The 24,798-nt window shown below is 60.5% G+C and carries 18 protein-coding genes and 1 tRNA gene; 12 read left to right on the forward strand and 7 right to left on the reverse strand.

The annotated features are described in order from the left end of the window. Positions 1 to 75 precede the first annotated feature (75 nt). Together V7756_RS00720 and V7756_RS00725 are read left to right on the forward strand one after the other, a co-directional pair. Complete coding sequence (locus tag V7756_RS00720; RefSeq protein ID WP_335608246.1) at positions 76 to 1,866, forward strand: acyl-CoA dehydrogenase C-terminal domain-containing protein; 1,791 nt, start codon at positions 76 to 78, stop codon at positions 1,864 to 1,866. A 524-nt stretch (positions 1,867 to 2,390) separates the two neighbouring features. After that, positions 2,391 to 4,178 carry an acyl-CoA dehydrogenase C-terminal domain-containing protein gene (locus V7756_RS00725; RefSeq protein ID WP_335608247.1) on the forward strand — a complete coding sequence of 596 codons (1,788 nt, stop codon included), beginning with the start codon at positions 2,391 to 2,393 and terminating at the stop codon, positions 4,176 to 4,178. A 308-nt stretch (positions 4,179 to 4,486) separates the two neighbouring features. Here V7756_RS00725 and V7756_RS00730 read toward each other — a convergent pair whose 3' ends face one another. Both V7756_RS00730 and V7756_RS00735 read right to left on the reverse strand, forming a co-directional pair. Further along, positions 4,487 to 5,278: a 2-keto-4-pentenoate hydratase gene (locus V7756_RS00730; protein WP_335608248.1), complete on the reverse strand. Its 792-nt coding sequence runs from the start codon at positions 5,276 to 5,278 to the stop codon at positions 4,487 to 4,489. Continuing rightward, positions 5,275 to 6,183: a TauD/TfdA dioxygenase family protein gene (locus V7756_RS00735; RefSeq protein ID WP_335608249.1), complete on the reverse strand. Its 909-nt coding sequence runs from the start codon at positions 6,181 to 6,183 to the stop codon at positions 5,275 to 5,277. Before V7756_RS00735 ends, V7756_RS00730 begins: the two co-directional genes overlap by 4 nt. Before the next feature lie 129 nt (positions 6,184 to 6,312). On the opposite strand from V7756_RS00735, the gene V7756_RS00740 reads away from it, so the two are divergent. The 10 genes from V7756_RS00740 (at position 6,313) to V7756_RS00785 (ending at position 18,082) form a co-directional block, all read left to right on the forward strand. Next, the gene (locus V7756_RS00740) at positions 6,313 to 7,362 is read left to right on the forward strand and encodes an AraC family transcriptional regulator (RefSeq protein WP_335608250.1); all 1,050 of its coding nucleotides are present in this window, start codon (positions 6,313 to 6,315) and stop codon (positions 7,360 to 7,362) included. A gap of 149 nt (positions 7,363 to 7,511) precedes the next feature. Further along, complete coding sequence (gene amn / locus V7756_RS00745) at positions 7,512 to 8,984, forward strand: AMP nucleosidase (protein WP_335608251.1); 1,473 nt, start codon at positions 7,512 to 7,514, stop codon at positions 8,982 to 8,984. Positions 8,985 to 9,341: 357 nt separating this feature from the next. Further along, positions 9,342 to 11,258 carry a metallophosphoesterase family protein gene (locus V7756_RS00750; protein WP_335608252.1) on the forward strand — a complete coding sequence of 639 codons (1,917 nt, stop codon included), beginning with the start codon at positions 9,342 to 9,344 and terminating at the stop codon, positions 11,256 to 11,258. A gap of 322 nt (positions 11,259 to 11,580) precedes the next feature. Then, on the forward strand, positions 11,581 to 12,033 hold the full coding sequence (locus tag V7756_RS00755) for a (2Fe-2S)-binding protein (protein ID WP_335608253.1): 453 nt from the start codon (positions 11,581 to 11,583) through the stop codon (positions 12,031 to 12,033). A 12-nt stretch (positions 12,034 to 12,045) separates the two neighbouring features. Next, positions 12,046 to 14,229, forward strand: a complete 2,184-nt coding sequence (locus tag V7756_RS00760) for a xanthine dehydrogenase family protein molybdopterin-binding subunit (protein WP_335608254.1) — start codon at positions 12,046 to 12,048, stop codon at positions 14,227 to 14,229. A gap of 11 nt (positions 14,230 to 14,240) precedes the next feature. Beyond that, on the forward strand, positions 14,241 to 15,467 hold the full coding sequence (locus tag V7756_RS00765) for a cytochrome c (RefSeq protein ID WP_335608255.1): 1,227 nt from the start codon (positions 14,241 to 14,243) through the stop codon (positions 15,465 to 15,467). 39 nt (positions 15,468 to 15,506) lie between these two features. Continuing rightward, a complete protein-coding gene (locus tag V7756_RS00770; protein ID WP_335608256.1) occupies positions 15,507 to 16,691 on the forward strand; it encodes an XdhC family protein in 1,185 nt (394 codons plus the stop codon). Continuing rightward, the gene (locus V7756_RS00775) at positions 16,688 to 16,981 is read left to right on the forward strand and encodes a putative quinol monooxygenase (RefSeq protein ID WP_335608257.1); all 294 of its coding nucleotides are present in this window, start codon (positions 16,688 to 16,690) and stop codon (positions 16,979 to 16,981) included. Before V7756_RS00770 ends, V7756_RS00775 begins: the two co-directional genes overlap by 4 nt. A gap of 17 nt (positions 16,982 to 16,998) precedes the next feature. Next, positions 16,999 to 17,586, forward strand: coding sequence for a nucleotidyltransferase family protein (locus tag V7756_RS00780; protein ID WP_335608258.1), 588 nt, complete (start codon positions 16,999 to 17,001; stop codon positions 17,584 to 17,586). Positions 17,587 to 17,605: 19 nt separating this feature from the next. After that, complete coding sequence (locus tag V7756_RS00785; protein ID WP_335608259.1) at positions 17,606 to 18,082, forward strand: nucleoside 2-deoxyribosyltransferase; 477 nt, start codon at positions 17,606 to 17,608, stop codon at positions 18,080 to 18,082. A gap of 6 nt (positions 18,083 to 18,088) precedes the next feature. On the opposite strand, the gene V7756_RS00790 is transcribed toward V7756_RS00785, so the two are convergent. The 5 genes from V7756_RS00790 to rpoD all read right to left on the reverse strand — a co-directional run bounded on the left by V7756_RS00790 (position 18,089) and on the right by rpoD (position 24,742). Continuing rightward, positions 18,089 to 18,907, reverse strand: coding sequence for a substrate-binding periplasmic protein (locus tag V7756_RS00790; RefSeq protein WP_335608260.1), 819 nt, complete (start codon positions 18,905 to 18,907; stop codon positions 18,089 to 18,091). A gap of 234 nt (positions 18,908 to 19,141) precedes the next feature. Then, positions 19,142 to 19,468, reverse strand: coding sequence for a four-helix bundle copper-binding protein (locus tag V7756_RS00795; RefSeq protein WP_335608261.1), 327 nt, complete (start codon positions 19,466 to 19,468; stop codon positions 19,142 to 19,144). Between the two features lie 167 nt (positions 19,469 to 19,635). Then, positions 19,636 to 19,712: transfer RNA gene (locus V7756_RS00800), tRNA-Ile, on the reverse strand. A gap of 22 nt (positions 19,713 to 19,734) precedes the next feature. Next, on the reverse strand, positions 19,735 to 22,770 hold the full coding sequence (locus V7756_RS00805; RefSeq protein WP_335608262.1) for an EAL domain-containing protein: 3,036 nt from the start codon (positions 22,768 to 22,770) through the stop codon (positions 19,735 to 19,737). 112 nt (positions 22,771 to 22,882) lie between these two features. Next, positions 22,883 to 24,742 carry an RNA polymerase sigma factor RpoD gene (gene rpoD, locus V7756_RS00810; protein WP_335608263.1) on the reverse strand — a complete coding sequence of 620 codons (1,860 nt, stop codon included), beginning with the start codon at positions 24,740 to 24,742 and terminating at the stop codon, positions 22,883 to 22,885. Positions 24,743 to 24,798 lie beyond the last annotated feature (56 nt).

The raw sequence follows: 24,798 nt of genomic DNA on the forward strand, positions 1-24,798 counted from the left end.
CACATCCCTAGTGTTCAAACACCTGTATGAATAGCCGCCGCCGGTATGGGTCCGGCCGCCCTTTGGAGAGCCAATATGCCCGAATACAACGCCCCCTTGCGCGACATGCACTTTGTGATGGACGAAGTGCTCGACTTTGCCGCCGGCTATGAAGCCTATGGCCTGGAAGATGCCTCGCCGGATCTGGTCAATGCCATTCTGGAAGAAGGCGCCAAGTTCACCCGTGACGTGCTGTCTCCGCTGAACCGCACCGGCGACGAAGAAGGCTGCCACATCGAGAGCGGCGTAGTGACTACGCCCAAGGGCTTCAAGGAGGCCTATCAACAGTACTGTGACAACGGCTGGGGCTCGATGACCGGTCCGGCCGAGTATGGCGGCCAGGCGCTGCCCGCCTCCCTGGGTCTGGTGATCGGCGAGATGGTAGCGTCGTCAAACTATTCCTTCAGCATGTACCCCGGTCTGTCGCACGGTTGCGCCGCAGCCATACGCGCGCACGGCACGCAGGAGCAGAAGGATCAGTACCTGAGCAAGCTGACCCCCGGCACCTGGACTGGCACCATGTGTCTGACCGAACCACATTGCGGTACCGACCTGGGCCTGATCAAGACCCGCGCCGTGCCGGAAGCCGACGGCAGCTACAAGATTACCGGCACCAAGATTTTCATCTCCTGCGGCGAGCACGACATGGCCGAGAACATCGTCCATCTGGTGCTGGCCAAGCTGCCCGATGCGCCGGCTGGCACCAAGGGCATTTCGCTGTTCATCGTGCCCAAGTTCGTGCTGGACGCGAACGGCGAGAAAGGCGAGCGCAACAGCCTGATCTGCGGCTCGCTGGAGCACAAGATGGGTATCAAGGCCTCCGCCACCTGCGTGATGAACTTTGACGATGCCACCGGCTATCTGATCGGCGAGGCCAATAAAGGCCTGAACTGCATGTTCACCATGATGAACCATGCCCGCCTGGGTACCGGCATGCAGGGTCTGTGTCACGGTGAGGCCTCTTATCAGTCGGCCCTGGCCTACGCCAAGGATCGCCTGCAGATGCGCTCACTGAGCGGTCCGGCTGCGCCTGAAAAGGCCGCCGATCCGATCATAGTGCACCCGGATGTACGTCGCATGCTGTTGACCATGAAAGCCTTCAACGAAGGTAATCGCGCGCTGACGTATTACACCGCGCAGTTGCTGGATCAGGCGCATTACAGCACGAGCGAAGACGAGCGCGCAGCGGCGGAAGCCCAACTGGCCTTCCTCACGCCTATCTGTAAAGCCTTCATGACTGAAACCGGCCTGGAAGTGACCAGCCTGGGTATGCAGGTGTTTGGTGGTCATGGCTACATTCGCGAGTGGGGCCAGGAGCAGCAGATGCGCGATTGCCGCATTGCCCCTATCTACGAAGGCACCAACGGCATTCAGGCGCTCGACCTGCTGGGTCGCAAGGTGCTCGGCAGCCAGGGCAAGTTGCTGGCGGCCTTCACCAAACAAGTGCACAAGTTCTGCCAGGCCAACGAAGGCAACAGCCAGTTCGCTGGCGAGATTGCCAAGCTGAACCAGTTGAACGCGCAATGGGGCGAGATCACCCAGCGCATCGCCGGCCGCGCCATGCAGAACCGTGAAGAAGTGGGCGCCAGCTCCATGGACTTCCTGATGTTCTCCGGCTACGTCATCCACGCGTTCATGTGGCTGAAAATGGCCGTGGTTGCCCAGCAGAAACTGGACGCAGGCACTACCGAAGAAGATTTCTACAAGGCTAAACTGGCTACTCAGAACTTCTACTTCAAGCGTCTGCTGCCCCGTGCGCAGGCCCACGTAGAAGCGCTGGATGCCGGTGCGGATACCCTGATGGAAATGACTGCCGAGCAGTTTTAAGCTCAGCTACAAGCTACAAGCTACAAGCTACAAGCTACAAGCTACAAGCTACAAGCTGGGACAGAAGCTCCGACTGAGCGGTGATGTTGTTCATTTGAGCCCCAGTCGGGCTTCCTGGAAAATCCGATGCCAGATATCTGGCATCGGATTTTTTTATGTCCGTTCAGCAGCAGGATATTCGTGATACGCCTGTTCATGAGGTGGCCGGGGTTGCCCTTTCCTGGGAAGGCCGAGTGGCATCTCGACCAGCAGGTGCAACCGTGCACCCGCGCCGTCGCTGCCAGGATGGAACCCGGTGGTCCCAGGCGCCGCCGGTTTGAGCTTTTGTCGGCAAAGGAAGGAATGCACTTGAGGCATCGCCTGCCACGCTGCATCAGGTGGGCTGTCGCGCGGGGCATGTCTTTTGGTGACTATCTTGCATTTAAAAGTCACAAAAAGACGCTATAGGTTTTTTTGTTGTCGCGCTACAATCCTCGTCCTGTTCCGGTATGGCCCGGGCGTACCTGTTGATGAGGAGATTTTGCATGGCCGATTACAAAGCCCCCCTGCGTGACATCCGCTTCGTACTCAATGAAGTATTCGACGCCGATACACTATGGCAGAGCCTGCCGGGTCTGGAAGGCGCCATTGATGCGGAAACCGCCGATGCCATGCTGGAAGAAGCCGGCAAGATCACCTCGCAGACCATTGCTCCACTGAACCGCAGCGGCGATGAAGAGGGCGCGCAGTGGAACGACACCGTGGTCACCACGCCCGCTGGTTTCAAGGAAGCCTTCAAGACCTACGCCGAGGGCGGTTGGGTCGGTTTGGGCGGCAACCCCGAATACGGCGGACTGGGCATGCCCAAGACCTTGGGCGTGCAGGTTGAGGAGATGGTCTACGGCGCCAACAACAGCTTTGCGCTTTATCCGGCATTGACCGCCGGTTGCTGTCTGGCGCTGGACGCCCATGGCAGTGAAGTACTGAAACAGGCCTACCTGCCCAACATGTATGCGGGCGTGTGGTCCGGCACCATGTGCCTGACCGAGCCGCATTGCGGCACCGACCTGGGCATCATCCGTACCAAGGCGGTACCCGAGGCCGACGGCAGCTACCTGGTCAGTGGCACCAAAATTTTCATCACCGGTGGCGAGCACGACCTGACCGACAACATCATCCACATGGTACTGGCCAAGCTGCCCGATGCACCGGCTGGCCCCAAGGGCATTTCGCTGTTCCTGGTGCCCAAGTTCATGGTCAACGCCGACGGCTCGCTCGGCGAGCGCAACACGGTGACCTGCGGCTCGATCGAGCACAAGATGGGCATCAAGGGTTCGGCCACCTGCGTAATGAATTTCGACGCTGCGCGTGGTTATCTGGTGGGCGAGGTGAACAAGGGCCTCAACGCCATGTTCACCATGATGAACTACGAGCGCCTGTCCATCGGCATTCAGGGTATCGGCTGCTCCGAAGCCTCGTACCAGAGCGCAGTGGACTACGCCCGTGAGCGTATCCAGAGCCGCGCGCCGACCGGTGCCGTGCAGCCCGAGAAGGCCGCCGACCCCATCATTGTGCACCCCGATGTGCGCCGCATGTTGCTGACCATGAAGGCCATGACCGAGGGTAGCCGTGCCTTCTCTACCTACGTGGGTATGCAGCTGGATATCAGCAAATACTCGGACGAACCCACCGCCAAGAAGAAAGGCGAAGACCTGGTGGCGCTGCTGACACCGGTGGCCAAGGCCTTCTTCACCGATATCGGTTTCGAGAACTGCGTACACGGCCAGCAGGTCTTCGGCGGCCACGGTTACATTCGTGAGTGGGGGCAGGAGCAGCTGGTCCGTGACGCGCGCATCGCGCAGATCTACGAAGGGACCAATGGCATCCAGGCGCTGGATCTGATGGGCCGCAAGACCGTAGCCAACGGCGGCGCCTTCTTCAAGGTGTTTGCCGATGAGGTGCGCAGCTTTGTGGCAGACAACGGCGCTGATGAACTGGCCGAGTTCGTCCAGCCGCTGGCCAAGGCGCTGAGCAACCTGGAAGCCCTGACGGCCGAAGTGATTGAGCGCAGCCAGAGTAACCCCAACGAAGTAGGCGCCGCCTCGGTCGAGTATCTGCACGTGTTCGGTTACACCGCCTATGCCTACATGTGGGCGAAAATGGCCAAGGTCGCACTGGCCAAGATGGACGCCGACGCCAGCGGCTTCTACAGCGCCAAGCTGGGTACGGCGCGCTTCTTCGTCAAGCGCCTGCTGCCGCGCATTCATTCTCTGAGCGAGTCGGTACGCGCCGGTAGCGACCCGCTGTTCGAGCTGGATGCGTCACAGTTCTGAGCCAGTGCCCGGCTCTATGTGAGCCGGGCCGCTCAAATGTAAGTAAATGCTTACACGCTGTGATGACAATGACTTATGGGCACTTCCTGAGAACCTGCGTACTATCAATCGCGCTAGGAGCATCGCAGGAAGCGAACCAAACAACAGGGAATAGGGACAGCGCCTCGGAGAGGCAATGCCATTACGGATGATCAGGATCTATTCTGCAAAACCCCGCCTCGGCGGGGTTTTTTCTTTTTAGCTTCAGCTATCGGCATACACTCCAGCCTCCAGCCTCCAGCCTCCAGCCTCCAGCCTCCAGCCTCCAGCTAAGCGCTAAAGCTACAGCTCACCTCCCCCAGTCCGCCCATACGCAGTACTAGCCGGTCTCCCGGAGCAACCGGATGCAACCCGGTCAAAGCGCCAGTCAATATGATATCGCCTGCCTTGACAGTCCCGCCCTGGCGCAAGCGCTCGCGCACCAGCCATAAACAGGCGTTCAATGGATCGCCCATACAACTGCCGGTATTGCCTTCGGCTACCGGCTTGCCATTGATCTCCAGCGTCGCAGCCAGTTGGCTGACATCCAGATTGCTCGGATCATTGCGCTGCGTACCAAGCAGAAAGGCGCCGGATGAGAGATTGTCAGCTACCGCATCAAACAGGCTGCTGGGCCAGCCGGCGATCGCCGAATCGCAGATTTCCAGTGCCGGCACCACATTCTGCAGCGCGGCAACCAGCTGCGCGCGGTCAAGCTGCGGGTCGTGCAGCTCGTGGGCGAAGATCATGGCCACCTCGATCTCGGCACGCGGGGCGATAAAGTCCCGGGAGTTCAATTGTTGCCCTGCCTCGCGCAAGCCGCTGGCCATCAACACGCCCTCCAGCGGCCCCGACAGACCGAGTTTGGCCTGTACCGCCGGATTGCTTACGCCAAGCTTGTAACCAATGACACGATCGCCCTGTTGCAGGCTCAGCGCTTGCCATTGCTGCTGCGCGGCGTAGGCCTGGGGCAGGTTGCTGATGCCACAGTCTGCTGCCACGGCGTCACAGGGCTGGCGCTGGGCGCGGGCGGCGAGCAGCAGCTCGGCCGCGCGTCGTGGATTGGCCTCCTTCTGGCTCATGCGGTTGCTCCTCGCGCGGGTTTGTCGCCCACTACAGTGGTGCGGAACATCTCACGGCGCTGACCAAAATAATCCGATACCGGCTGGTGCCAGACGCAGCGGTTGTCCCAGATCGCCAGGGTGCCGGGTGTCCAGCGCATGCGGCAAGTGAACGCCGGGGCAGTGGCAACGCTGAACAGGTAATCGAGCAGGGGCCGTGACTCTTCCGCCTTCATGCCGGCAATGCCCAGGGTATAGACTGGATTGGCGAACAGCACCTCGCGGCCGGTTTCCGGATGACGGGTAATCAGCGGATGGCTCCGCACGTCGTTCTCCACGCTTTCCCCGTAGACAATCTTCATGCTTTCCAGCCCGGCGTTATGCTTGGCGTTGGGCCCGTAACCAAACTCGGGACTGTGTACGCCGTCCAGTCCGCGCAGCGTGTCGCGCAGGGTATCGGACAACCACTCGCAGGCCAGATACATGTTGTTGAACAGGGTGTCGCCGCCGCTCGCCGGTACGTCCTTGCCATACAGCAGGGTGAAGGCAGGCGGGCGCTCCTGGAATGACCAGTCGGAGTGCCAGGCACCGCCAAACACGATGGGCGTCTGTTCGCTGGCCTCCTTGACCACATGCACCACATGCGGGTGGTCCGCCATGGGTTTGACGTAAGGCTCGATACCGAAGTCGCCAAAGCGCTGCGTTACCGCCTCCAGTTGCGCCACGCTCAGTTGCTGGTCGCGAATGAAGAGTACGCCGTGGTCCATCAGTGCCTGGCGCAGCGCCGCCTGACCTGGCTCGCTGAGATTGTTCAAATCGATGTCGTGGATGTCGGCGCCGAGCGAACCAGCCACCGGGCTGACGCTGAAATACTCGCTGGGACGGGCCTTATTGTTGCCGCCGTGGGTGTAGAAAAATTCAGGCATGGGCTTCACCTCTGTGATTGTTGTTGGGGGCTATGCACAAAGCTTGCGCCAAGCCATGGCGCTCAGCCATGATCAAAACTGCCAAAAAATGATAATTTCTGCCATCGGGCCGTGACTCGGGGAGTAGTGATGAACTGGCGAGAGCGCCGCGATAACACCAATGTGCACTATCTGCTGACGACTGCCCATCATCTGGGCGTGGCAAGCGAGATCTGCCTGCAGACCAGCGGTCTCAGCGAGCGCGGGTTGCAGGCGGGTGAGGGCATCGAGCTTTGGCAGGAGCTGGCGGTCATTCGCAACCTGGTAACCGCTTGTCCGCAGCCGGGGCTGGGGCTGCTACTGGGTGAGCACTACCATCTCACCAGCCTCGGTCTGCTCGGATATACCATGCTGGCCAGTAACTCACTGGCCGATGCACTGCAGGTCAGTAGCCGTTTTCGTGCGCTGTCGCTGTCGATCTGCCCGGTAAGCCTGGTGCCGGATACTCTGGGCCTTTATCTGTCGCTCGACGAACGGGTATTGCCGGCCGATGCCCGGGCAACGGTTATCGAACGTGGTTTGGCGGCCTGGTTGCGGGTGTTCAGTGAACTGCTGCAGCGTCCCTTCGTGCCTTTGCGTATTGAGCTGAATCTGTTGCAGCCAGCCCCGGAGCAGCGCTACGCCGAGTATTTTGGTTGCCGCATCGATCTGCAGGCGGGGCGCAACGCCATGCTGATCGCCGAGGCAGACCTGCATGCTCCCTTGCCGTTGGCGAACGCCATGACGCAGGCAGCCTGTGCGAGTTTGTGCCAACAGCTCTGCGCCAGTGTGGCTGACGTACACACGCCGCTGGCGCGTCAGGTCATGCAACTGTTGATGAGCCGTACCGGTGGCAGTATGGGGGCAGCCCAGGCGGCCAGGTTGCTTGGTACTTCCGAGCGCAGCCTGCATCGGCGGCTGGCCGCGGAAGGTCATGCTTTCAGGCTACTGGATGCGCGGGTGCGCTGCAGTCTGGCCGAGCGACTGTTACGCGATACCGATCTGCAACTGGAGGCTATCGCCCAGCAGCTGGGTTACACCGAGGCGGCCAGCTTCTCGCGTGCGTTCAAGCGCTGGAGAGGTTGCTCGCCAGCGCACTGGCGCCAGCGCCAAACCACAGGGGTATTGGCACAGGTGAGCGGGGCAACGCTGCAAATCTAGCTGCCCTCAAGCCCATGGATGAGGGCGCGTTGCGCTGTCGCCGCGCCAGCCATATCACCACTGCGGGTTGGCCTGTTCATCTCTTTGCTGCTTGGCGCGGGTGCACTACAGCAGGCAAGATAGCCTCATGCGAACAGCCGAGGTACAGCATGCAAGCCTGCCCAGATGACTTTGTTGTAGTTTCCAGCCCTGAAGAGGCCGTTGATCGCCTTGCCGCCCTGCATCATCAGGCCACCGGTGCCCTGCGCCAGGCGCTCAAGGAGTACCTGCACAGCCGGGTCCACCCGGATATTGGCCGCTGCGCCTTTCGTTACCCGGAGCTACGCCTGACCTACCATTGCCAGGGCGAAGTGCCCAGTACCACCCGCGCCTTCGCCAAGGTCCAGGTGCCCGGCACCTACAGCGTTACCGTGACCCAACCGGCGGCCTTTCGCAATTACCTGCTGGACCAGTTGCGCCCGCTGATGAGCGATTTCACCGTCACCGTTGAAGTGGGCTCCAGTCAGGCCAATATTCCCTACCCCTACGTAGTCGAGCAGGGCGACGAGCTGGGCGCCTCCGGGGTGACCGCCGCCGAGCTGGCGCGTGTTTTTCCCAGCACTGACCTCTCTGCCGCCAACGACGGTACCGCCGACGGTCTCTACGACTGGGAAAACATCGACCCGCTGCCGCTGGCGCTGTTTGATGCCGCACGTACCGACTTTTCGCTGCGCCGCCTGGTGCATTACACCGGCAGTGACTGGCGGCATGTGCAGCCCTGGATTCTGCTGACCAACTATCACCGCTATGTGGATCAGTTCATCCGCCACGGGCTCGACATGTTGCAGGCTGATTCACGTTTTCAGCGCATGGTGCTGCCGGGCAATGTGGTGATCGAACGCGGTATGGCCGAAGGGGAAATGCAGGCCTTTATCGAATCTGTACTCTGGCATCGCTACCAGATGCCGGCCTACCACCTGCAGGCCCAGAACCCGGCCGAGGGGATTACCCTGGTCAACATTGGCGTAGGGCCATCCAATGCCAAGAACATTACCGACCATCTGGCTGTGCTGCGGCCACACTGCTGGCTGATGATTGGTCACTGCGGTGGCCTGCGCCAGTCTCAGACCATCGGCGACTACGTGCTGGCGCATGCCTATATGCGCCGCGATGGCATTCTCGATAGGGTATTGCCGCCCAATATTCCGTTGCCGGCGCTGGCCGAAGTGCAGCAGGCGTTGCAACAGGCTGCTGCCGAAGTGACTGGCGAGCAGGGCGATGACCTCAAGCGCCGGCTGCGCACCGGCACGGTATTGACCTACGACGACCGCAACTGGGAGTTGCGCTGGGCGCAGGAGCGGCCCTTGATCAACATGGCACGGGCCATCGCAGTCGACATGGAGAGCGGCACCATAGCCGCGCAGGGCTATCGGCTGCGGGTGCCCTACGGCACGCTGCTGTGTGTCTCCGACAAACCGCTACACAGCGAGATCAAGCTGCCGGGCGCCGCGGGAGCGTTTTACGAGCGCGCCGTTACCCAGCATCTGCACATTGGCATTCATGCGTTGGAGCTGTTGCGCAGCCAGCTGGATTCGCTGCATTCGCGCAAGCTGCGCAGCTTCGACGAGCCCCCTTTCCGCTAACCCTAAACCCTCCGGCGGTGCGCCCTAGTGCACCGCCGTTGCCCGCCCTGGTGTGACTCTGCGACCTTGTCATGCATTTTTCATCAAAAAAGATGGCGGCGCCTTCATTCGCGGCTGCGCGGCAGCCATTGCGATTTGGAAAACTCGCAAACTCATGATTCAACCGGGCCATCGGCGTATCCTGCCAAATCAAGGGTTGTGAAGCGCTATACGCGGGGTTATCACCGCCGTGCACAGGGCGGGTTTGACACTTCTTGTTACCTTTCGTCTTTTTTGTTTAACGCCTCTGTCTCGGGGCGTTCACGCATGCGCTATAGCTTTTCAGGCTCCATGAATGTTGTCTGAAAAGGAATTGAGATGTTTATTCGAACTGGAGTTGTGTCATTAGTTGCCGGTCTTATGCTCACCGGTTGTTTGTCTTCCAGTGATAGCAGCGATGATGATACCGCTGCACCACCGCCCGAGCCGCCGGTGGCGCAGGCGTTGAAGATAGGGGTCATTCCGGATACCCAGGGCGGTGGCCAGAACTCGTCCATCATGCCGATGCGCGCACTGATGGAATTCTACCGCGAGCAGGAGGTTGATCTGCTGTTGCTGGTGGGTGACCTGTCTGAAGAGGCTACGCCGGCAGAGTACGCCCAGTGGCGCAGCGTGGTGGATGAATATCGTGATGATTTCGTCATGCTGCCGGTACAGGGCAATCATGATATCAAAGGCACCGACCAGGATTGGTACGACAACGTCAGCGACCTGATTCCGAGCGATGCCATTCAGATGACCGGCCAGCGCGACAAGAACTACGCTCTGGTTCGGGGCAATGTGTTGATTGTGTCGCTTTCCTACGGCCAACTACCCTTTGCCTATGATTTCACGCGGGAGATGATCGAGACTTACCGCGACCAGGTGGAGCACATCATAGTCTCTACCCATAACACCATGGTCGGCTCGCGTTACGGCAATATTCGCGAACGCGTAGTGGAAGCTTACGATACCTCCGAAGGCGACCAGCAGTTTCTGCTGGTGCACGACGATTACCGGCAACTGTTCGCCGATAATGACGTTATCTATGTGGCCGGGCACGAACACCAGTATCTGCGCAGCCTGATCAAGGGCTATTACGGCGGTCACTATACCGAGCTGGTCAGTGGCAGTGCCTCCTACAAAGGCTATGACTCGCGCTACGGCGAGAGTGAGCTGATTCAGGACATGGTCATGGTGAAAGTGAACGATGGCAGCAGCGGCACGCTGGATGTCAACGCATCCATCCTCAGCTTCAATGGTGAGCTGGTGGACTACCGCTCTTACTACGAGGCCCACACCATTACCAGCAACGAGGATGGCATGCGCGAGCTGGCCAACCCGCAATGGAAGCTGATAGACCGTTTCACCCGCACCGCCGAGCGTTGCGACAAGATTGTCTATCCCTCCAGCATTCCCGCCAACAACCAGTTGAACATGACGCATGACAAGAGCTATCGCACCAGCGCCTGCGCATCGAGCAATGGCTTTTCGGCGCGGATTCTCGACGGTGACAACAACATCTTCAACCGTTACGAAACCCGCACCAGAACCACCAACTTCGAGCCTGGTGTTTCTACCGCAAAAAGCAATGCGGAGCTGGCCGCGCGCTATTTCCGCTATCTGCACATTCCGCATGAGAGCTTCTCGCCCAACCTCAACAACAGTCAGCGCGTACGCCTGATCAATGCCGGGACCGCCGACGAGGAAGTGGAAATCCGCGAGACCACCATCGATTTGAAAAAACAGGTTTCTCTGAGTTGGATCGCCGCCCGTGATGGCGCGGAGTCGGATGTACTCATTGTCAGTGGCATTCAGGGACAGGACGGTACTTTCAGCAGCGCCAGAGGCATTATGAAGGATATTCAGACCGATGTTGGGCTGGCCGGCAGTTTTGGTGACGGCAGTGAGCAGGCCAAGCAACCGGTTACCCTGCCGGCTGGCCGCGTGAACAGCAACTGGATACTGGATGACGACGAGCGCGGCGATGACTATGTGCTGCAGTTCAACCTGCCGGGTGATGCCGATGCCAGCAAGCTGACCCTTGCGCGTTGGAACACCGAAACCGCAGCCTGGGAACCGGTAGTAACGTCGGAATGTCTCAGTGCGGACGATTACAACGAGGCTTACCTGGACGAGTTGCCGGACGATGTAGAGGATAGCTGCTCTGCCGCTGCCGGCATGGTCGCGGTGGGCACTGGCTATGCTTGGGCGCGTCTGGATCAGGACGGTGCTTACGCCTTGATCGCGCGCTGATGATATGGCGAGCCGGACCGCGCGATTCGGCTCGCCTGTGCCTGGCAGCAACCGACGGTATCTGTCGGTTGCTGCTATCTTCTATCCCCTCCCTTGTTTGCATTCGTGAGTCGGGGTTTTGTTCTATCGCTCTGCGCCGGTTTGGCGCTACCCTGATTCCATAGTTCGCATCACTTCGAATGAATGCTGCTGTCTCTTGCTGCGTGAATGTCTCTGTATTGAGTCGTTTATTCTTGCGCGCCTGCGGGCACCTCGCGTCTCGTAGTGCAAGCTGCTGCTAGAGTGTAGAAAAACAATTATTCCGTACCCTGATGAGGTTTCCATGCCGCTGCTATCCATCAATGGTGAGCAACACCAACTCGATGTGCCGGACGATATGCCCCTGCTTTGGGTGCTCCGCGATGTATTGGGCCTGACGGGCACCAAATACGGTTGCGGTATCGCGCAATGTGGCGCCTGCACCGTGCATATGGCCGGTGCTGCAGTGCGTTCCTGCGTGTTGCCCGTCAGTGCGGTGGGGGATAGGCCCATCACCACCATTGAAGCCATTGGCAGCAGTGCGCTGGGAGCCAAGGTCCAGCAAGCCTGGCTGGCGCATGAGGTAGTGCAGTGCGGTTACTGCCAATCCGGCCAGATCATGTCGGCTACTGCATTGCTGCAACAGACTCCATCCCCCGACGATGCGCAAATCGACGCAGGCATGGCGGGCAACATCTGCCGCTGCGGCACCTACACGCGCATTCGTGCGGCAATCAAAGACGTTGGCCGGGCCTGAGGAGCGCAACTGATGGAAGATTCGACAATGGCACTCTCCCGGCGCGGCTTTCTAAAGGGCTCCAGTGTCGCCTTGGGCGGATTGGTGCTCAGCACCTGGCTGCCGGCCTTTGTGCCACAGAGTGTGGCGGCCGAAGCCACGGCTGCCGGGCGTCTGGGCGATCAATCGCCGCGGGCCTATGGCGCCTACGTACGGGTCGGGCACGACGGCCAGGTAACAGTGATTTCACCCAAGATCGAGATGGGGCAGGGCGCGCATACCGGCATCGCGATGATGGTCGCCGAGGAGCTGGAAGTGCCGTTGTCGGCAGTGACGGTGGAGGACGCGCCACCGGACACTGAGCTCTATGCCGATTCGCTGATGCAGTTTCAGGCCACCGGTGGCTCCACCTCCACTCGTCATGCCTGGCGACCGCTGCGCGAAGCCGGGGCCACAGCGCGGATGTTGCTGATTCAGGCCGCAGCCGCGCGCTGGGGAGTAGAAACGGTGCAGTGCCACGCGAACAACGGCAAGGTTTTTGGCCCGGCAGGGCAGCAAGCGGCCTACGGCGAGTTGGTCGATGCCGCCAGCACGCTACCGCTGCCCACCGAGGTAGTGCTGAAGACACCAGACCAGTTCAAATTGCTGGGCACTGCCGCGCCGCGGCTTGACACGCCGGCCAAGGTCAACGGCAAGGCGCAGTTCACCATCGACCTGCAAGTCCCCGGCATGTTGATCGCCTCGACCCTGACCTGCCCAGTGCACGGCGGCAAGCTGCGCAGCGTCAATGCCGCGAATGCCCGGCGGGTACCTGGCGTGCGCGATGTGATCACGCTGGAGAATGCGGTGGCTGTGACCGCCTCCAACTACTGGGCCTGCCAGCAGGGCCTCAAGGCGTTGGAGGTCGAGTGGGATCTGGGCGAGCACGCCGCTGTCAGTTCACCACAACTGGATGCAGCATTGCAGCAGGCCAGCTCACGCGAAGGTGTGATTGCGCAGAGCCATGGTGACATCACCCAGGCGCTGACAGGTGCCGCCAGTCGCTTTGAGGCCGTTTATGAGCAGGCGTTCCTATCGCACTCCCCGCTAGAGCCGATGACCTGCGTAGCCCATGTGCGGCCGGACGCCTGTGAGCTCTGGGTTGGCACCCAGGTACCGGTGTTTGCCCAGCAGACGGCGGCCAAGATCAGTGGCTTGCCAGCAGACAGGATCACCATTCACAACCAGTTGATCGGCGGCGCTTTCGGGCGGCGACTGGACTATGACTTCATTACCCAGGCCGTGGATATCGCGCGGCAGGTGGCTTATCCGATCAAGCTGATCTGGAGCCGCGAAGAGGATATGACGCACGACCTCTATCGCCCGCAGTACGCCGACCGGCTGACCGCCGCACTGGATGCCGATGGCAAACTTTTAGGATGGCAGCACCGTATTGCTGGCGCCTCGGTGTTGGGCCGCTATATGGGCAGCCTGCCGGAGAACGGCGTAGATGCCGATGCGGTTGAAGTGGCCATAGAGCCGATTTATCAACTGCCCAACCTGCAGGTGAACTACATTCGCGAGGAGCCCGGTGTGGTGCCGGTGTCCTGGTGGCGCGGCGTTGGGCCGTTGCGCAGCACCTACGCGCTGGAATGTTTTATTGACGAGCTGGCGCGCAACGCTGGCGCCGATCCGGTGGACTACCGGCTGGGGCTGATGAGTGAGCAGCCCCGTGCTCAGGCGGTATTGCGTCTGGCTGCAGCCAAGGCGGGATGGGGTAGTACGCTTGCGGCGGGCCAAGGGCGCGGCGTGGCCGTCAGTGCCGTGTTCGGCAGCTATATGGCCACGGTAGTGGAGATGGCGATGCATGGCGGCAGGGGCTACCGCATCACGCGGCTGGTGTGCGCCATCGATTGCGGCCTGGTGACCAATCCCACCTCGGTGCAGGCGCAAATAGAGGGCGGCACGCTGTTCGGCCTGTCGGCCTCGCTGTTCAACGAAATCCTGATTGAGCGGGGCGTGGTGCAACAGCGCAATTTCCACAACTACCGTCAACTGCGTATCAGCGAGGCGCCGCAGGTCGAGGTACATATAGTGCCAAGCATGGAGGCCCCCGGCGGAGTTGGGGAAACCGGCACCGCACTCATCGGTCCAGCGCTGGTCAATGCATTACAGGCTGCATCCGGAACGCGCCTGCGCCGCCTGCCACTGAGTCGCGCCGGTTATTACCCGGTCTGAGGAGAGCCTTGATGGAATGGAAAATTGCGGTTGCGCTCTGTCTGGGGCTGGGCATCTTGCCTGCTGCGGTGCTGGCTGATGACGCCGAGCTGATTGCGCGTGGCAAGTATCTGGCCACCGCTGCAGACTGCGTGGCCTGCCACACTACGCCTGAGGGCAAGCCCTTTGCCGGTGGCGTCGAGTTCAAGCTGCCCTTTGGCTCGCTATACTCGCCCAATATCACGCCTGACCCGGAAACCGGCATTGGCAACTGGACGGATGACGACTTTGTCAGTGCCATGCACGCCGGCGTTGGCAAGGACGGCAAGCGCTATTACCCGGCCTTTCCCTACACCTCCTATACGCTGATGCCGGAAGAGGAGGTGCTGGCTATCCGAGCCTATCTGGCGAGCCTGCAGCCAGTGAAGCAGACGCCGCCGGAAAACACGCTGAGCTTCCCGTTCAACCAGCGCTGGGGCATGGTGTTCTGGAATCTGCTGTTTCATGACAACGAGCGCTTTAGCGCAGACCCACAGCAATCGACACAATGGAATCGCGGCGCCTATCTGGTAGAGGGGCCGGGCCACTGCGCCGAATGTCATACGCCACGCAATCTGTTCCAGGCACTCAAAAGCAGTGAGTCGCTGGCCGGCAATCTGGTGCAGGGCTGGCAGGCGTACAACATCAGCTCGGATTCGGAGTATGGCGTCGGTGCCTGGAGCGAGGCGGAACTGGTGGCCTATATGCGTCAGGGACACGCGCCAGGCAAGGGCGTAGCGGCGGGCCCCATGGCAGAGGTGGTAAGCAAAAGCCTGCGCCACCTTGAGCAGGATGACCTCTCGGCCATTGCCACGTATTTGTTGAGCACGCCAGCGCAACAGTCCGGCGTCGCGCGGCCCGAAATCCGCCAGCAGCACATGCCTGGTGCAGCGCAAGCGAGCCTGGGCAGCAAGGTGTTTGCCGATGCCTGCGTCAGTTGTCATCGTTGGGATGGCGCCGGTAACCAGAGCCCCGTTGCCACCCTGGCGGGGCTGAAAACCGTGAACGATCCGGCGGCCACCAACCTGCTCGGCATCCTGCTCAAAGGCCATAGTGAGGCGGCACAAGCGGTAGATCAGCGCATGCCCAGCTTTGCCCAGGCCTACAGCGATCCCGAGTTGGCCGCGGTGAGCAGTTTTGTACTGCAGCATTTTGGCCAGAGCGGCGGCGCCGTGACCGCGGCGGATGTGGCCGCCAAGCGCGGCAATACGGGGCATTGATCGTGGGTTTAGTGGCTATCAAGTCAGTGGAGGCTGCCCATGGCTGAGCTTGCACACCTGCTGAAGGCGGTGACCATGGCGCAAAGCGAGGGTGAAGATGCGGTCCTGGCGACGGTAGTGAAAGTAGAAGGTTCTGCCTATCGCCGCCCCGGGGCGCGCATGCTGATTACTGCACTGGGACAGACCCAGGGCACCCTCAGCGGCGGTTGCCTGGAGTCCGAGGTGGCTCGCACAGCCTTCTGGCTGACCGAGCAGGGTCCGGCATTACGCAGTTACAGTACCGCAGAAGACGAGGAAGACGGCGACGCAGCTGTCAGCTTCGGGCTGGGCTGCAACGGCACCGTGCATATCCTTTTCGAACGCATCAGTGCACCGGTGACCGGTTTGCTGCTTGATGGCTTGCGCGCGTTGCAGGCAGACGATCAACCCAGGGCCGTCGCAACATTACTGAGCCCTGAAGCCGTCCTCGGGCAACGCCTGCTATTGGCGTCAAACGGCGCGCTGGAAGGCGAGGTGCCAGCGCCACTGCAGGCCGCAGTGGCAGCCGTGCTGCAGCAAGCGCTGGAGCAGGAACGCAGCAGTCTGCACGGCTTTTCGCGGCAGGGCGGCCACGCTGAGGTGCTGGTGGAGTACCTCTCGCCAGTACGCCGGCTGGTGATCTTTGGCGGTGGCCACGATGCTCAGCCGCTGGCGCGCATGGCCAAACAGCTGGGCTGGCGCGTTACCGTTGTCGACAGCCGTGCCCATTTTGCCCGCGAAAGTCGCTTCCCCGAGGCCGATGATGTATTGCTAGGCCGGCTGGATGACAGCTTCGACCCGTTGCCCCTGTTGCAAGGCGCCGCCGTGGCAGTCATGACCCACAGCCTTCAGCAGGATGCCCACTGGCTGGGCTGCGCCCTGCGCTCGCAGGCAGCCTATATCGGCCAGCTCGGCCCGCGTGAACGCACCGAGCGCCTGCTGCGCGGCATGCCAGCTGCTGTCGAAATCGAGCAATACAAGAGGCGGCTGCATTATCCCATGGGGCTGGACCTCGGCGGCGACACGCCAGAAACGGTGGCAATGGCAGTGCTGGCCGAAGTCACCGCCGTGTTGAACGCGCGTGAGGGCGGCATGCTGAAACATCGCGCCGCTGCGATTCATGATATGGCACCTACGCATTTTCATTCCGCCGACGCGCCTGCGCAGCGGCCGATTCCTTCAGATTCCAGGAGATTCGACAGATGACCGATACCATTACCGTTGTTGCGGTATTGCGCGCCATTGACGGCAGCGCTGCCCAGGTCGCCGAAGTGCTGCAGGCGGCTGTTGCGCCTTCGCGCGCCGAGCCCGGCTGCCGCGGTTACCAGTTGCACCGTGATCGTAGCGACGAGCACCGGTTTGTATTTGTGGAACAGTGGGCCGACATGCAGGCCATCGAAGCCCACCGGCAGGCGCCGCACTACAAGGCCATGGGGCAGGCGCTGGCAGGCCTGATTGCCGAGCGCGAGGTGATGCTGCTGGACGCGCAACCCTGAGCCAGACCCTGTCCAGCGTGCTGGGGTTGATGCTGGCGGCAGGCGACTCCCGGCGTTTCGGCGGCGACAAGCGTCAAGCCCTCCTGGCGGATGGCCGCAGCTTGCTCAACGCGAGTCTGCACAATGCCATTGGGGTGTTCAGCCCGCTCATTCTGGTGCTGCGCGCGCAGGACGACCCCGTTGCGCTGGGCGTGCCTGCGCAGGTCCAGGTAGTGCGCAATCTTCAGGCTGCTCAAGGGATGGCCAGCAGCCTGGTAGCCGGCATGCGGATGCTCTCGGCTCAGGCAATCTCTGGCCCTGATGCGGTCGCCATACTGCTGGCCGACATGCCCTGCATCGAGCGCACCACCCTGAATAATCTGGCTGCTTTGGCCTCGCCCGAGAGCATAGTGGTGCCCAGTTACCAGGGCCAGCGTGGCCATCCGGTGATCTTTGGCCGAGCCTTCTGGCCGGAGCTTATGTCGCTAGCGGGGGATGCCGGTGCGCGCGAAATTGTGCGCCAGCACCGCGAGTGCGTTAAGGTGCTGCAGGTGCAGGACCCCGGGGTCTGCATCGATATCGATGACAGTGAAGCGCTTGCCGGACTGTGGTCAGCGACAACCTGAAGCAGCGAGGAGTGAGTACGTGAAGTCGGTATATCTGGCGGGATTTGATGTGTTCCGAGTTGATGCAATCGAGCACGGTGATGTGCTCAAGCGCCTTTGCGCCAGGCACGGGTTGCTCGGCCTCTATCCATTGGATGATCAGCCGCCGGCCGAGGCTGCGGACATCGCCCAGTGGATCTGCCAGGCTAATCTCGACAAGCTTCGCCGCGCCGATGCGGTTCTCGCCAATCTCGATCATTTTCGTGGTCCCGAACCCGATTCCGGCACTGTATTCGAGGTCGGTTTTGCCTGTGCGCTGGGTAAGCCCGTATGGGCGTATTTTCCAGATCACAGGTCAATGCGGGAGCAGGTCGAGCATAATCAGGGCTATTGTGCCCAGGGCTATCAGGTAGAGGATTTTGATCTGCCCAGAAACCTCATGCTGGCCTGCAGCTGGGCCGGCTGCAGTCGCAGCGTTGAGGAGGCATTGAGTGCCCTGTCCGCGCATTTGCGCTGAATCGCCTCAGTCGTTTTCCGGCACGCCGTGGCGCATTGCAATTTGACTATACATGCCGGTGCGCCGCAGCGTTTGCAGCGCCTGATTGAACTGCTCCAACAAGTGCTCGGCATTGGGGTAGTAGCGTGATGTCATCAGATAGTTGTGGCCCACATCCAGGGGCGTATCCAGCACACTGAACGCCGATTGTTCCTGCGCGAAGTTCGAACGTATTATGTCCCAGCCAACCGTCTCCACTGCGGGCACCAGATCTACTCGCCCGGCGTGCAGTTTTCTAAAGCTGAGCTCTTCGCTGGATGCCAGCTCCAGGCTCAGGCCGGCTTCGGCAAACAACTTCTCGTAATAGTAGCCGCGCACACCTCCCAGTCGGTAGGGGCTGAGTTCGCTGAGCTGCTGAAAGCGGGTGGGCAACTGACGGGTGTCGGGTTTGCCGGCTTGGCTGTGGTAGTAGAACAGCATTGTTCGCTTGGCATACAGCGGCTGCGAGAACAGGAACTTCTGCTTGCGCTCCGCCGTGGGTACGTAGGGCATGGTGGCCCAGGCCTGGTGTGTTTCCACAGCCAGTTCGCAGCGCGGCCAAGGCATGAAGCGAAACTCGAAACGGACATCCATTTCCTTGCCGATTTCTTGCAGCAGGTCGGTAAGAAAGCTGTTTTGCGGGGTGGCGCTCACGTAGGGCGGCAGCTCACTGGTTGCGATCACCAGCACCGGCAAGGCCGCCTGAGCCGGCGCAGCGCCAAGCCACAACAACCAGAGCGCCGTCACGACCTGGGCGCAGCCGCGCAGCGTCCAGAGATAAAGGCTGATGGTAAGAAGTAAAGGCACCTGCGCTCCCGATCTGACAATAGCCATTGTTTTCAGGCAATTTTGCTGCACCGCCCGGATCAGAGAAAAGCGGGTTGATAGTCCTACGAGTGTAGACCGCATATGACAGTTGGAGGAGGGTGATATCGGACAGGGGGAGTTGCTGCTGCATGGGTTACGACCGGGAATCAGAAAGGGCGCCGCACGCGCCGTTCAGGCAGGGCAGATGCCTGGCCGACACGCGCGGCGCTGTGCTCAGGCGGCCATGCGCTCACATTCCTGCGCGCACGCCAGGCAGGTTTCAGCGCAGCGCTGGCAATGGTCGGCTTCATGCTTGCGGCATTCCTCGCCACAGGCGCGACAGACCTGCGCGCAAAGGCGGCAGAGCTCCCTGGCATAGGCGCTGTCGCGCGCCATCAGGTTGGCGGCACTCTGGCACAGCTCGGCACAATCCAGATCAAGTGTGATGCATTGCGCCATCTTGCTTACATCGCTCTCACCAAGGCAGGCCGAAGCGCAGGTCTGGCAGACTACTGCACAGTTGCTGCAGGCCTGGATGCAGGATTCGAATGGGGCTGTCATCGTTGTTGTCTCCTGTCAGAGTTAAGTGGAGGCCGGCTGTAACATCAGCGACACAGGGTTCGACAGGGGTAGCGCAAGAGAAGTTTTAACAAATTGGCGGCAGCGATGGTGTGTGATCACCGGGCGAGCGGATACGGGGTTACGGCAGGATTGAGCAGAAGAAGAAGTGGTGGGCCCAGTAGGACTTGAACCTACGACCAAGCGATTATGAGTCGCCTGCTCTGACCAACTGAGCTATAGGCCCACGCTTTTATAACAGGGCGGAATTATACGGGCTGTGACGGTCTCTGACTAGGCGCACATTGCAGGAAGCGTGAGGAAAACTGTTCGGCCGGCAGTGGCGGGCTGATGTGGTAGCCCTGCACGATATCGCAGCCCTGCTCGCCGAGTAGCGCGAGCTGCGCCGCAGTCTCCACGCCCTCGGCGACCACCGTCATGCCGAGGTTGTGCGCCAACACGATGATGGTCTGGCTGATGGCAGCGTCGTGATGGCTGTCGGGCAGGCCGGAGACGAAGCTACGGTCGATCTTCAGGGTGTCGAGCGGCATTTCCTTGAGGTAGGCGAGCGATGAATAGCCGGTGCCGAAATCATCGATCGAAAGATGAATGCCCATCTTGCTGAAGACATCGAGCAACTGGATGGCCTCGCGGTTCTGGTTCATCACAAAATCTTCGGTGATTTCCAGCTCCAGCAGGGAGGCGGGCAGGTCGTGCCACTCCAGCGCGCGGCGAATATCGCCGACCAGTTTATTGCCGACCAATTGCACGCCTGAGACGTTGATCGCCATACGCGGTGGCTTCAAGCCCTGGTTCCGCCAGGCGGCCAGTTGGGTGCACGCGAGGTCGAGGATGCGTTTGCCGAGCTCGACAATGAGTCCGGTTTCCTCAGCCAGGGGGATGAACTGATCAGGCTCCACCAGCCCGCGCTGAGGATGATGCCAGCGCACCAGGGCTTCCATGCCGCAGAGCTGGTGCGCTGCCAGATCAAACTTGGGTTGGTAATAGAGCGAGAACTCGTTGCGCTCCAGGCCGCGGCGCATGTCGTTTTCCATCTCCATGCGCTGATGCGCGTTGGCAGTAAGCTCGCGGGTATAAAAGGCGTAACGATTGCGACCCTGGTTCTTGGCCCGGTACATGGCTGCGTCAGCGTGCTTGATCAGACTGTTGACGTCGTTGGCGTCGGTAGGGAACAGGCTGATGCCGATACTGGCGCTGACGAAGAATTCATGGCCGGCAGCCAGGAAGGGCTGGCGGAACACGGCCAACAGCTTGTCGGCCACAGCGGCGGCGTCTTCTTCGCTGTGCAGATTGGGCAGCAACACTATGAACTCGTCGCCGCCATGGCGTGCAACGGTATCAATGTCACGCAATACCGCGCGCAAGCGCTGGCTGGCCGATTTCAGCAGTATGTCGCCCACCGGGTGACCAAGGCTGTCGTTGATCTGTTTGAACCTGTCCAGGTCAATGAACAACAGCGCGCCAATACCTGTTTGATCGGCGAGCCGCTGGCTGTGCAGGGCCTCGCGCAGGCGAGCTTCAAAGAGGGTGCGGTTGGGCAGGTCGGTCAGCGGATCGTGATGCGCCTGATGGTCGAGTCGGGCCTGGGTATGCTTGAGCGGCGTAATGTCACTGAACACCGCCACCAGGTGATTGAGGCTGCCGTCGACGTTGAGCACCTGGCTGATATTGATCCAGGCGGCGTAGAGTTCGCCGTTCTGGCGGCGATTCCAGGCCTCGCCCTGCCACTGGCCTTCGTCGCGCAGGGTGCGTGCGACTTCCTTTATCAGATGGGTGTCTTCGGTCATTTCGCCGAGGATGCTCATGGGCTTGCCCAGCAGATAGTCTTCGGGGTGCCCGGTGATGCGGGTAAAGGCCTTGTTGACCCCAAGGATCATGCCCTCACCGTCGGTAATGATGACACCCTCGTTGGTGTTCTCGAACACGGTGGCAGCCTGACGCAACGAGCTTTCCATTTTCAGGCGCTCGGTTACATCGCGAGCGATGCTGAGCATGCAGTCCTCGCTGTTGACCACCACTGCCTCGGTACTGATTTCCACATCGCGAATGTTGCCGTGGATATCGGTCACCTGAGACAGCATGTCACGTACCGTGCCCTGCGAGCCGAGCATCGTCAACATGCGCTCGCGATCGTCGAGATTGCTCCAAAGACCCAGTTCCAGGGTGGAGCGCCCCACGGCCTGATCGCGATCGTAGCCGGTGATGCGGGTAAAGCCTTCGTTGACATCCAGCAGCTTGCCATCGCTGCGACGGGTTATCAGCAGGCCGTCGGGCGAAGCATGGAAGGCGCTGGAAAATTTCTGTTCTGACAGCTCCAGCTGCTGCTGAGTAACCTTGAGCGCGGAAATATCCCGAATCACCACGACTAGAATGCGCTGCTGATTGAGCTCCACCATGCGTGATGAGATCAGGCCGGTAAATTCACTGGCGTCGCGGCGGCGGAAGCAGACCTCCAGATTGCTCTGGGTCTGGCTGCTCAATTGTTTCAACAGCGTGGCGCCCAGACCGGGCTGGGTCCATACGCCAAGCTGGGTTGAGGTTTTGCCCACGGCTTCGGCGGCGCTGAAGCCGAACTGCTCCTCGAAGGTCTGGTTGACCGAGAGCAGGGTGCCGTCACTGGCGTCGGCGAGCACTATGCTGTCGGGGCAATGGTGGAAAACCGAGGCGAATTTCTGCTCCGAATGCCGCAGCGCCATTTCGCTGGCTTTCTGTTCCTGGATATCCACCAGCAGCCCATTCAGGGCGATGGCTTCGTATTCCTCGTTGCTGACACTGTTGATAATAGCGCGCACCCAGCAGGCGCTGCCGTCCTGATGCAGCAGGCGGAAGTCAAAACTCTGGCTGGTGTTGGTGTTGGCCTGGGCATGCAGCAGTGCGGTCACGCGTTCACGATCATCCGGGTGCAGCTGCTGGCTGAAAAAGTCGGGGCGCAGCCAGAGATCGGGATCTATCCCGAGCAGGTCCTTGGCATGGGGTGATACATAAATGAAGCGCATGGAGGGTAGCGACATTTCCCATGTCACCACATGCAGGTTCTCTACCAGTGTGCGATAGCGGTGTTGTTGCTGATTGAGCAGGCTGAGCGCCTGTTGGCGTTCGGAGTTGGCGCGGCGCCGTAGCTGGTTGAGGCCATGGGCGGCTAGCAACAACAGGCAGGAGAGCAGCAAAACACCCACCTGGGTAAGCTGCAGATCGGCGATCTGTGGGCTGTTGCCGACACTGCGGCAGCCGCTGCCGATCAATGCCAGAGTACCGAGCAAGCCTGCTCTTGCGGCTGCATTCATTCCGCTGAAACCTATATCCATGGCTATACGATATTATTTCGCTAGTGTAGCGCTTCGGATATAAAAATGCCCAGCATGGCTGGGCATTGGTCGTGCGGTTACTAGCAGCGGCTTACTCGTCGAGGAAGCTGCGCAGGTGGTCGCTACGGGTAGGATGACGCAGCTTGCGCAACGCCTTGGCCTCGATCTGACGAATCCGCTCACGGGTGACGTCGAATTGCTTGCCGACCTCTTCCAGCGTGTGATCGGTATTCATGTCGATACCAAAACGCATGCGCAGCACCTTGGCTTCACGCGCGGTCAGACCGGAAAGCACTTCGCGGGTCGCCTCTTTCAGGTTCTCCACAGTGGCCGAATCGATCGGCGATTCCATGGTGCCGTCTTCGATAAAGTCACCCAGATGGGAGTCTTCATCGTCGCCAATCGGAGTTTCCATCGAGATGGGCTCCTTGGCGATTTTCAGCACCTTGCGAATCTTGTCCTCCGGCATTTCCATGCGCTCGCCCAGCTCTTCAGGCGTGGGCTCGCGGCCCATTTCCTGCAGCATCTGACGCGAAATCCGGTTCAGCTTGTTGATCGTTTCGATCATGTGTACCGGAATACGGATGGTACGCGCCTGGTCGGCAATCGAGCGGGTAATGGCCTGACGAATCCACCAGGTGGCATAGGTGGAGAACTTGTAGCCACGGCGGTATTCGAACTTGTCTACCGCTTTCATCAAACCGATATTGCCTTCCTGGATCAGATCGAGGAACTGCAGGCCGCGGTTGGTGTACTTCTTGGCAATCGAGATAACCAGACGCAGGTTGGCCTCGACCATTTCCTTCTTGGCGCGTCGGGCGCGGGCTTCACCGATCGACATGCGACGGTTGATGTCCTTGACCTCGGAAATGGTCAACTGGGCTTCCTGCTCCAGGCCGACCAGTTTCTTCTGAGCGCGCAGAATATCGGGCTTGGCTGCTTCAAGTGCTTCAGCGTAACGTGGCTTTTCGGCCAGCAGGCTGTCGACCCAGCCGTCGTTGACTTCATTGCCAGGGAAGTTGCGCAGGAAGTCGGCACGCGGCATGCGCGCATCCCGCACGCACAGTTGCATGATCACACGCTCCTGTTTGCGGATCTGTTCCTGCGCGCTGCGCACGCGGGTCACCAGCGCTTCGTACTGCTTGGGTACCAGCTTGATCGGCATGAAGAGCAACGCCAGCGCATCCAGCTCGGCAATAACCTTGCTGCTGTTGCGCGGGTTCTTCTTCAGTACCTTTTTGACTTTTTCCAGCTGCTCGCCAATCGCGGTGAAGCGCATGCGCGCCACTTCCGGATCAGGACCGCCATCGCCTTCGTCGTCGGAGCTGTCGTCGTCATCGCTGTCGTCATCATCATCGTTGTCGTCGTCGGACTTTTTCTCGTCCTTGGCGGCAGCGGTGGGGATTTCGGCGTTGTCGGTACCAGACAGACCGTCATCATCAGGGTCAATATAACCGCTGAAAATATCGGACAGGCGGCCGCCTTCTTCGGTGACCCGAGCGTAGTCGGCGAGGATGTCATCGACGGTGCCGGGGAACATCGAGATAGCCGCCATGACTTCGCGGATACCTTCCTCGATGCGCTTGGCGATTTCGATTTCACCTTCGCGGGTCAGCAGCTCGACCGTACCCATTTCGCGCATGTACATGCGCACCGGGTCGGTGGTGCGTCCGATGTCGGTTTCAACCGCCGCCAGGGCGGCAGCGGCCTCTTCGGCAGCTGCTTCATCGGCATCATTGTCCGCCAGCAGCAGAGCGTCAGCATCCGGTGCCGTTTCGAACACGGTGATGCCCATGTCGTTGATCATGCGGATGATGTCTTCCACCTGCTCCGGATCGGATATATCCTCGGGCAGGTGATCGTTGACCTCCGCATAGGTCAGAAAGCCTTGCTCGCGACCGCGGGCAATGAGCTCTTTGAGACGGGATTGCTGTTGCGCTTTTCCGGACATAACAACCCTTGTGGATGCCTTGGTGTGCAAAAAAGTAAGCTGCGGATTATACCCTG

The sequence above is a fragment of the Halopseudomonas sp. genome (genome assembly GCF_036961105.1).
In the GTDB taxonomy this organism is placed as follows: Bacteria; Pseudomonadota; Gammaproteobacteria; order Pseudomonadales; family Pseudomonadaceae; genus Halopseudomonas.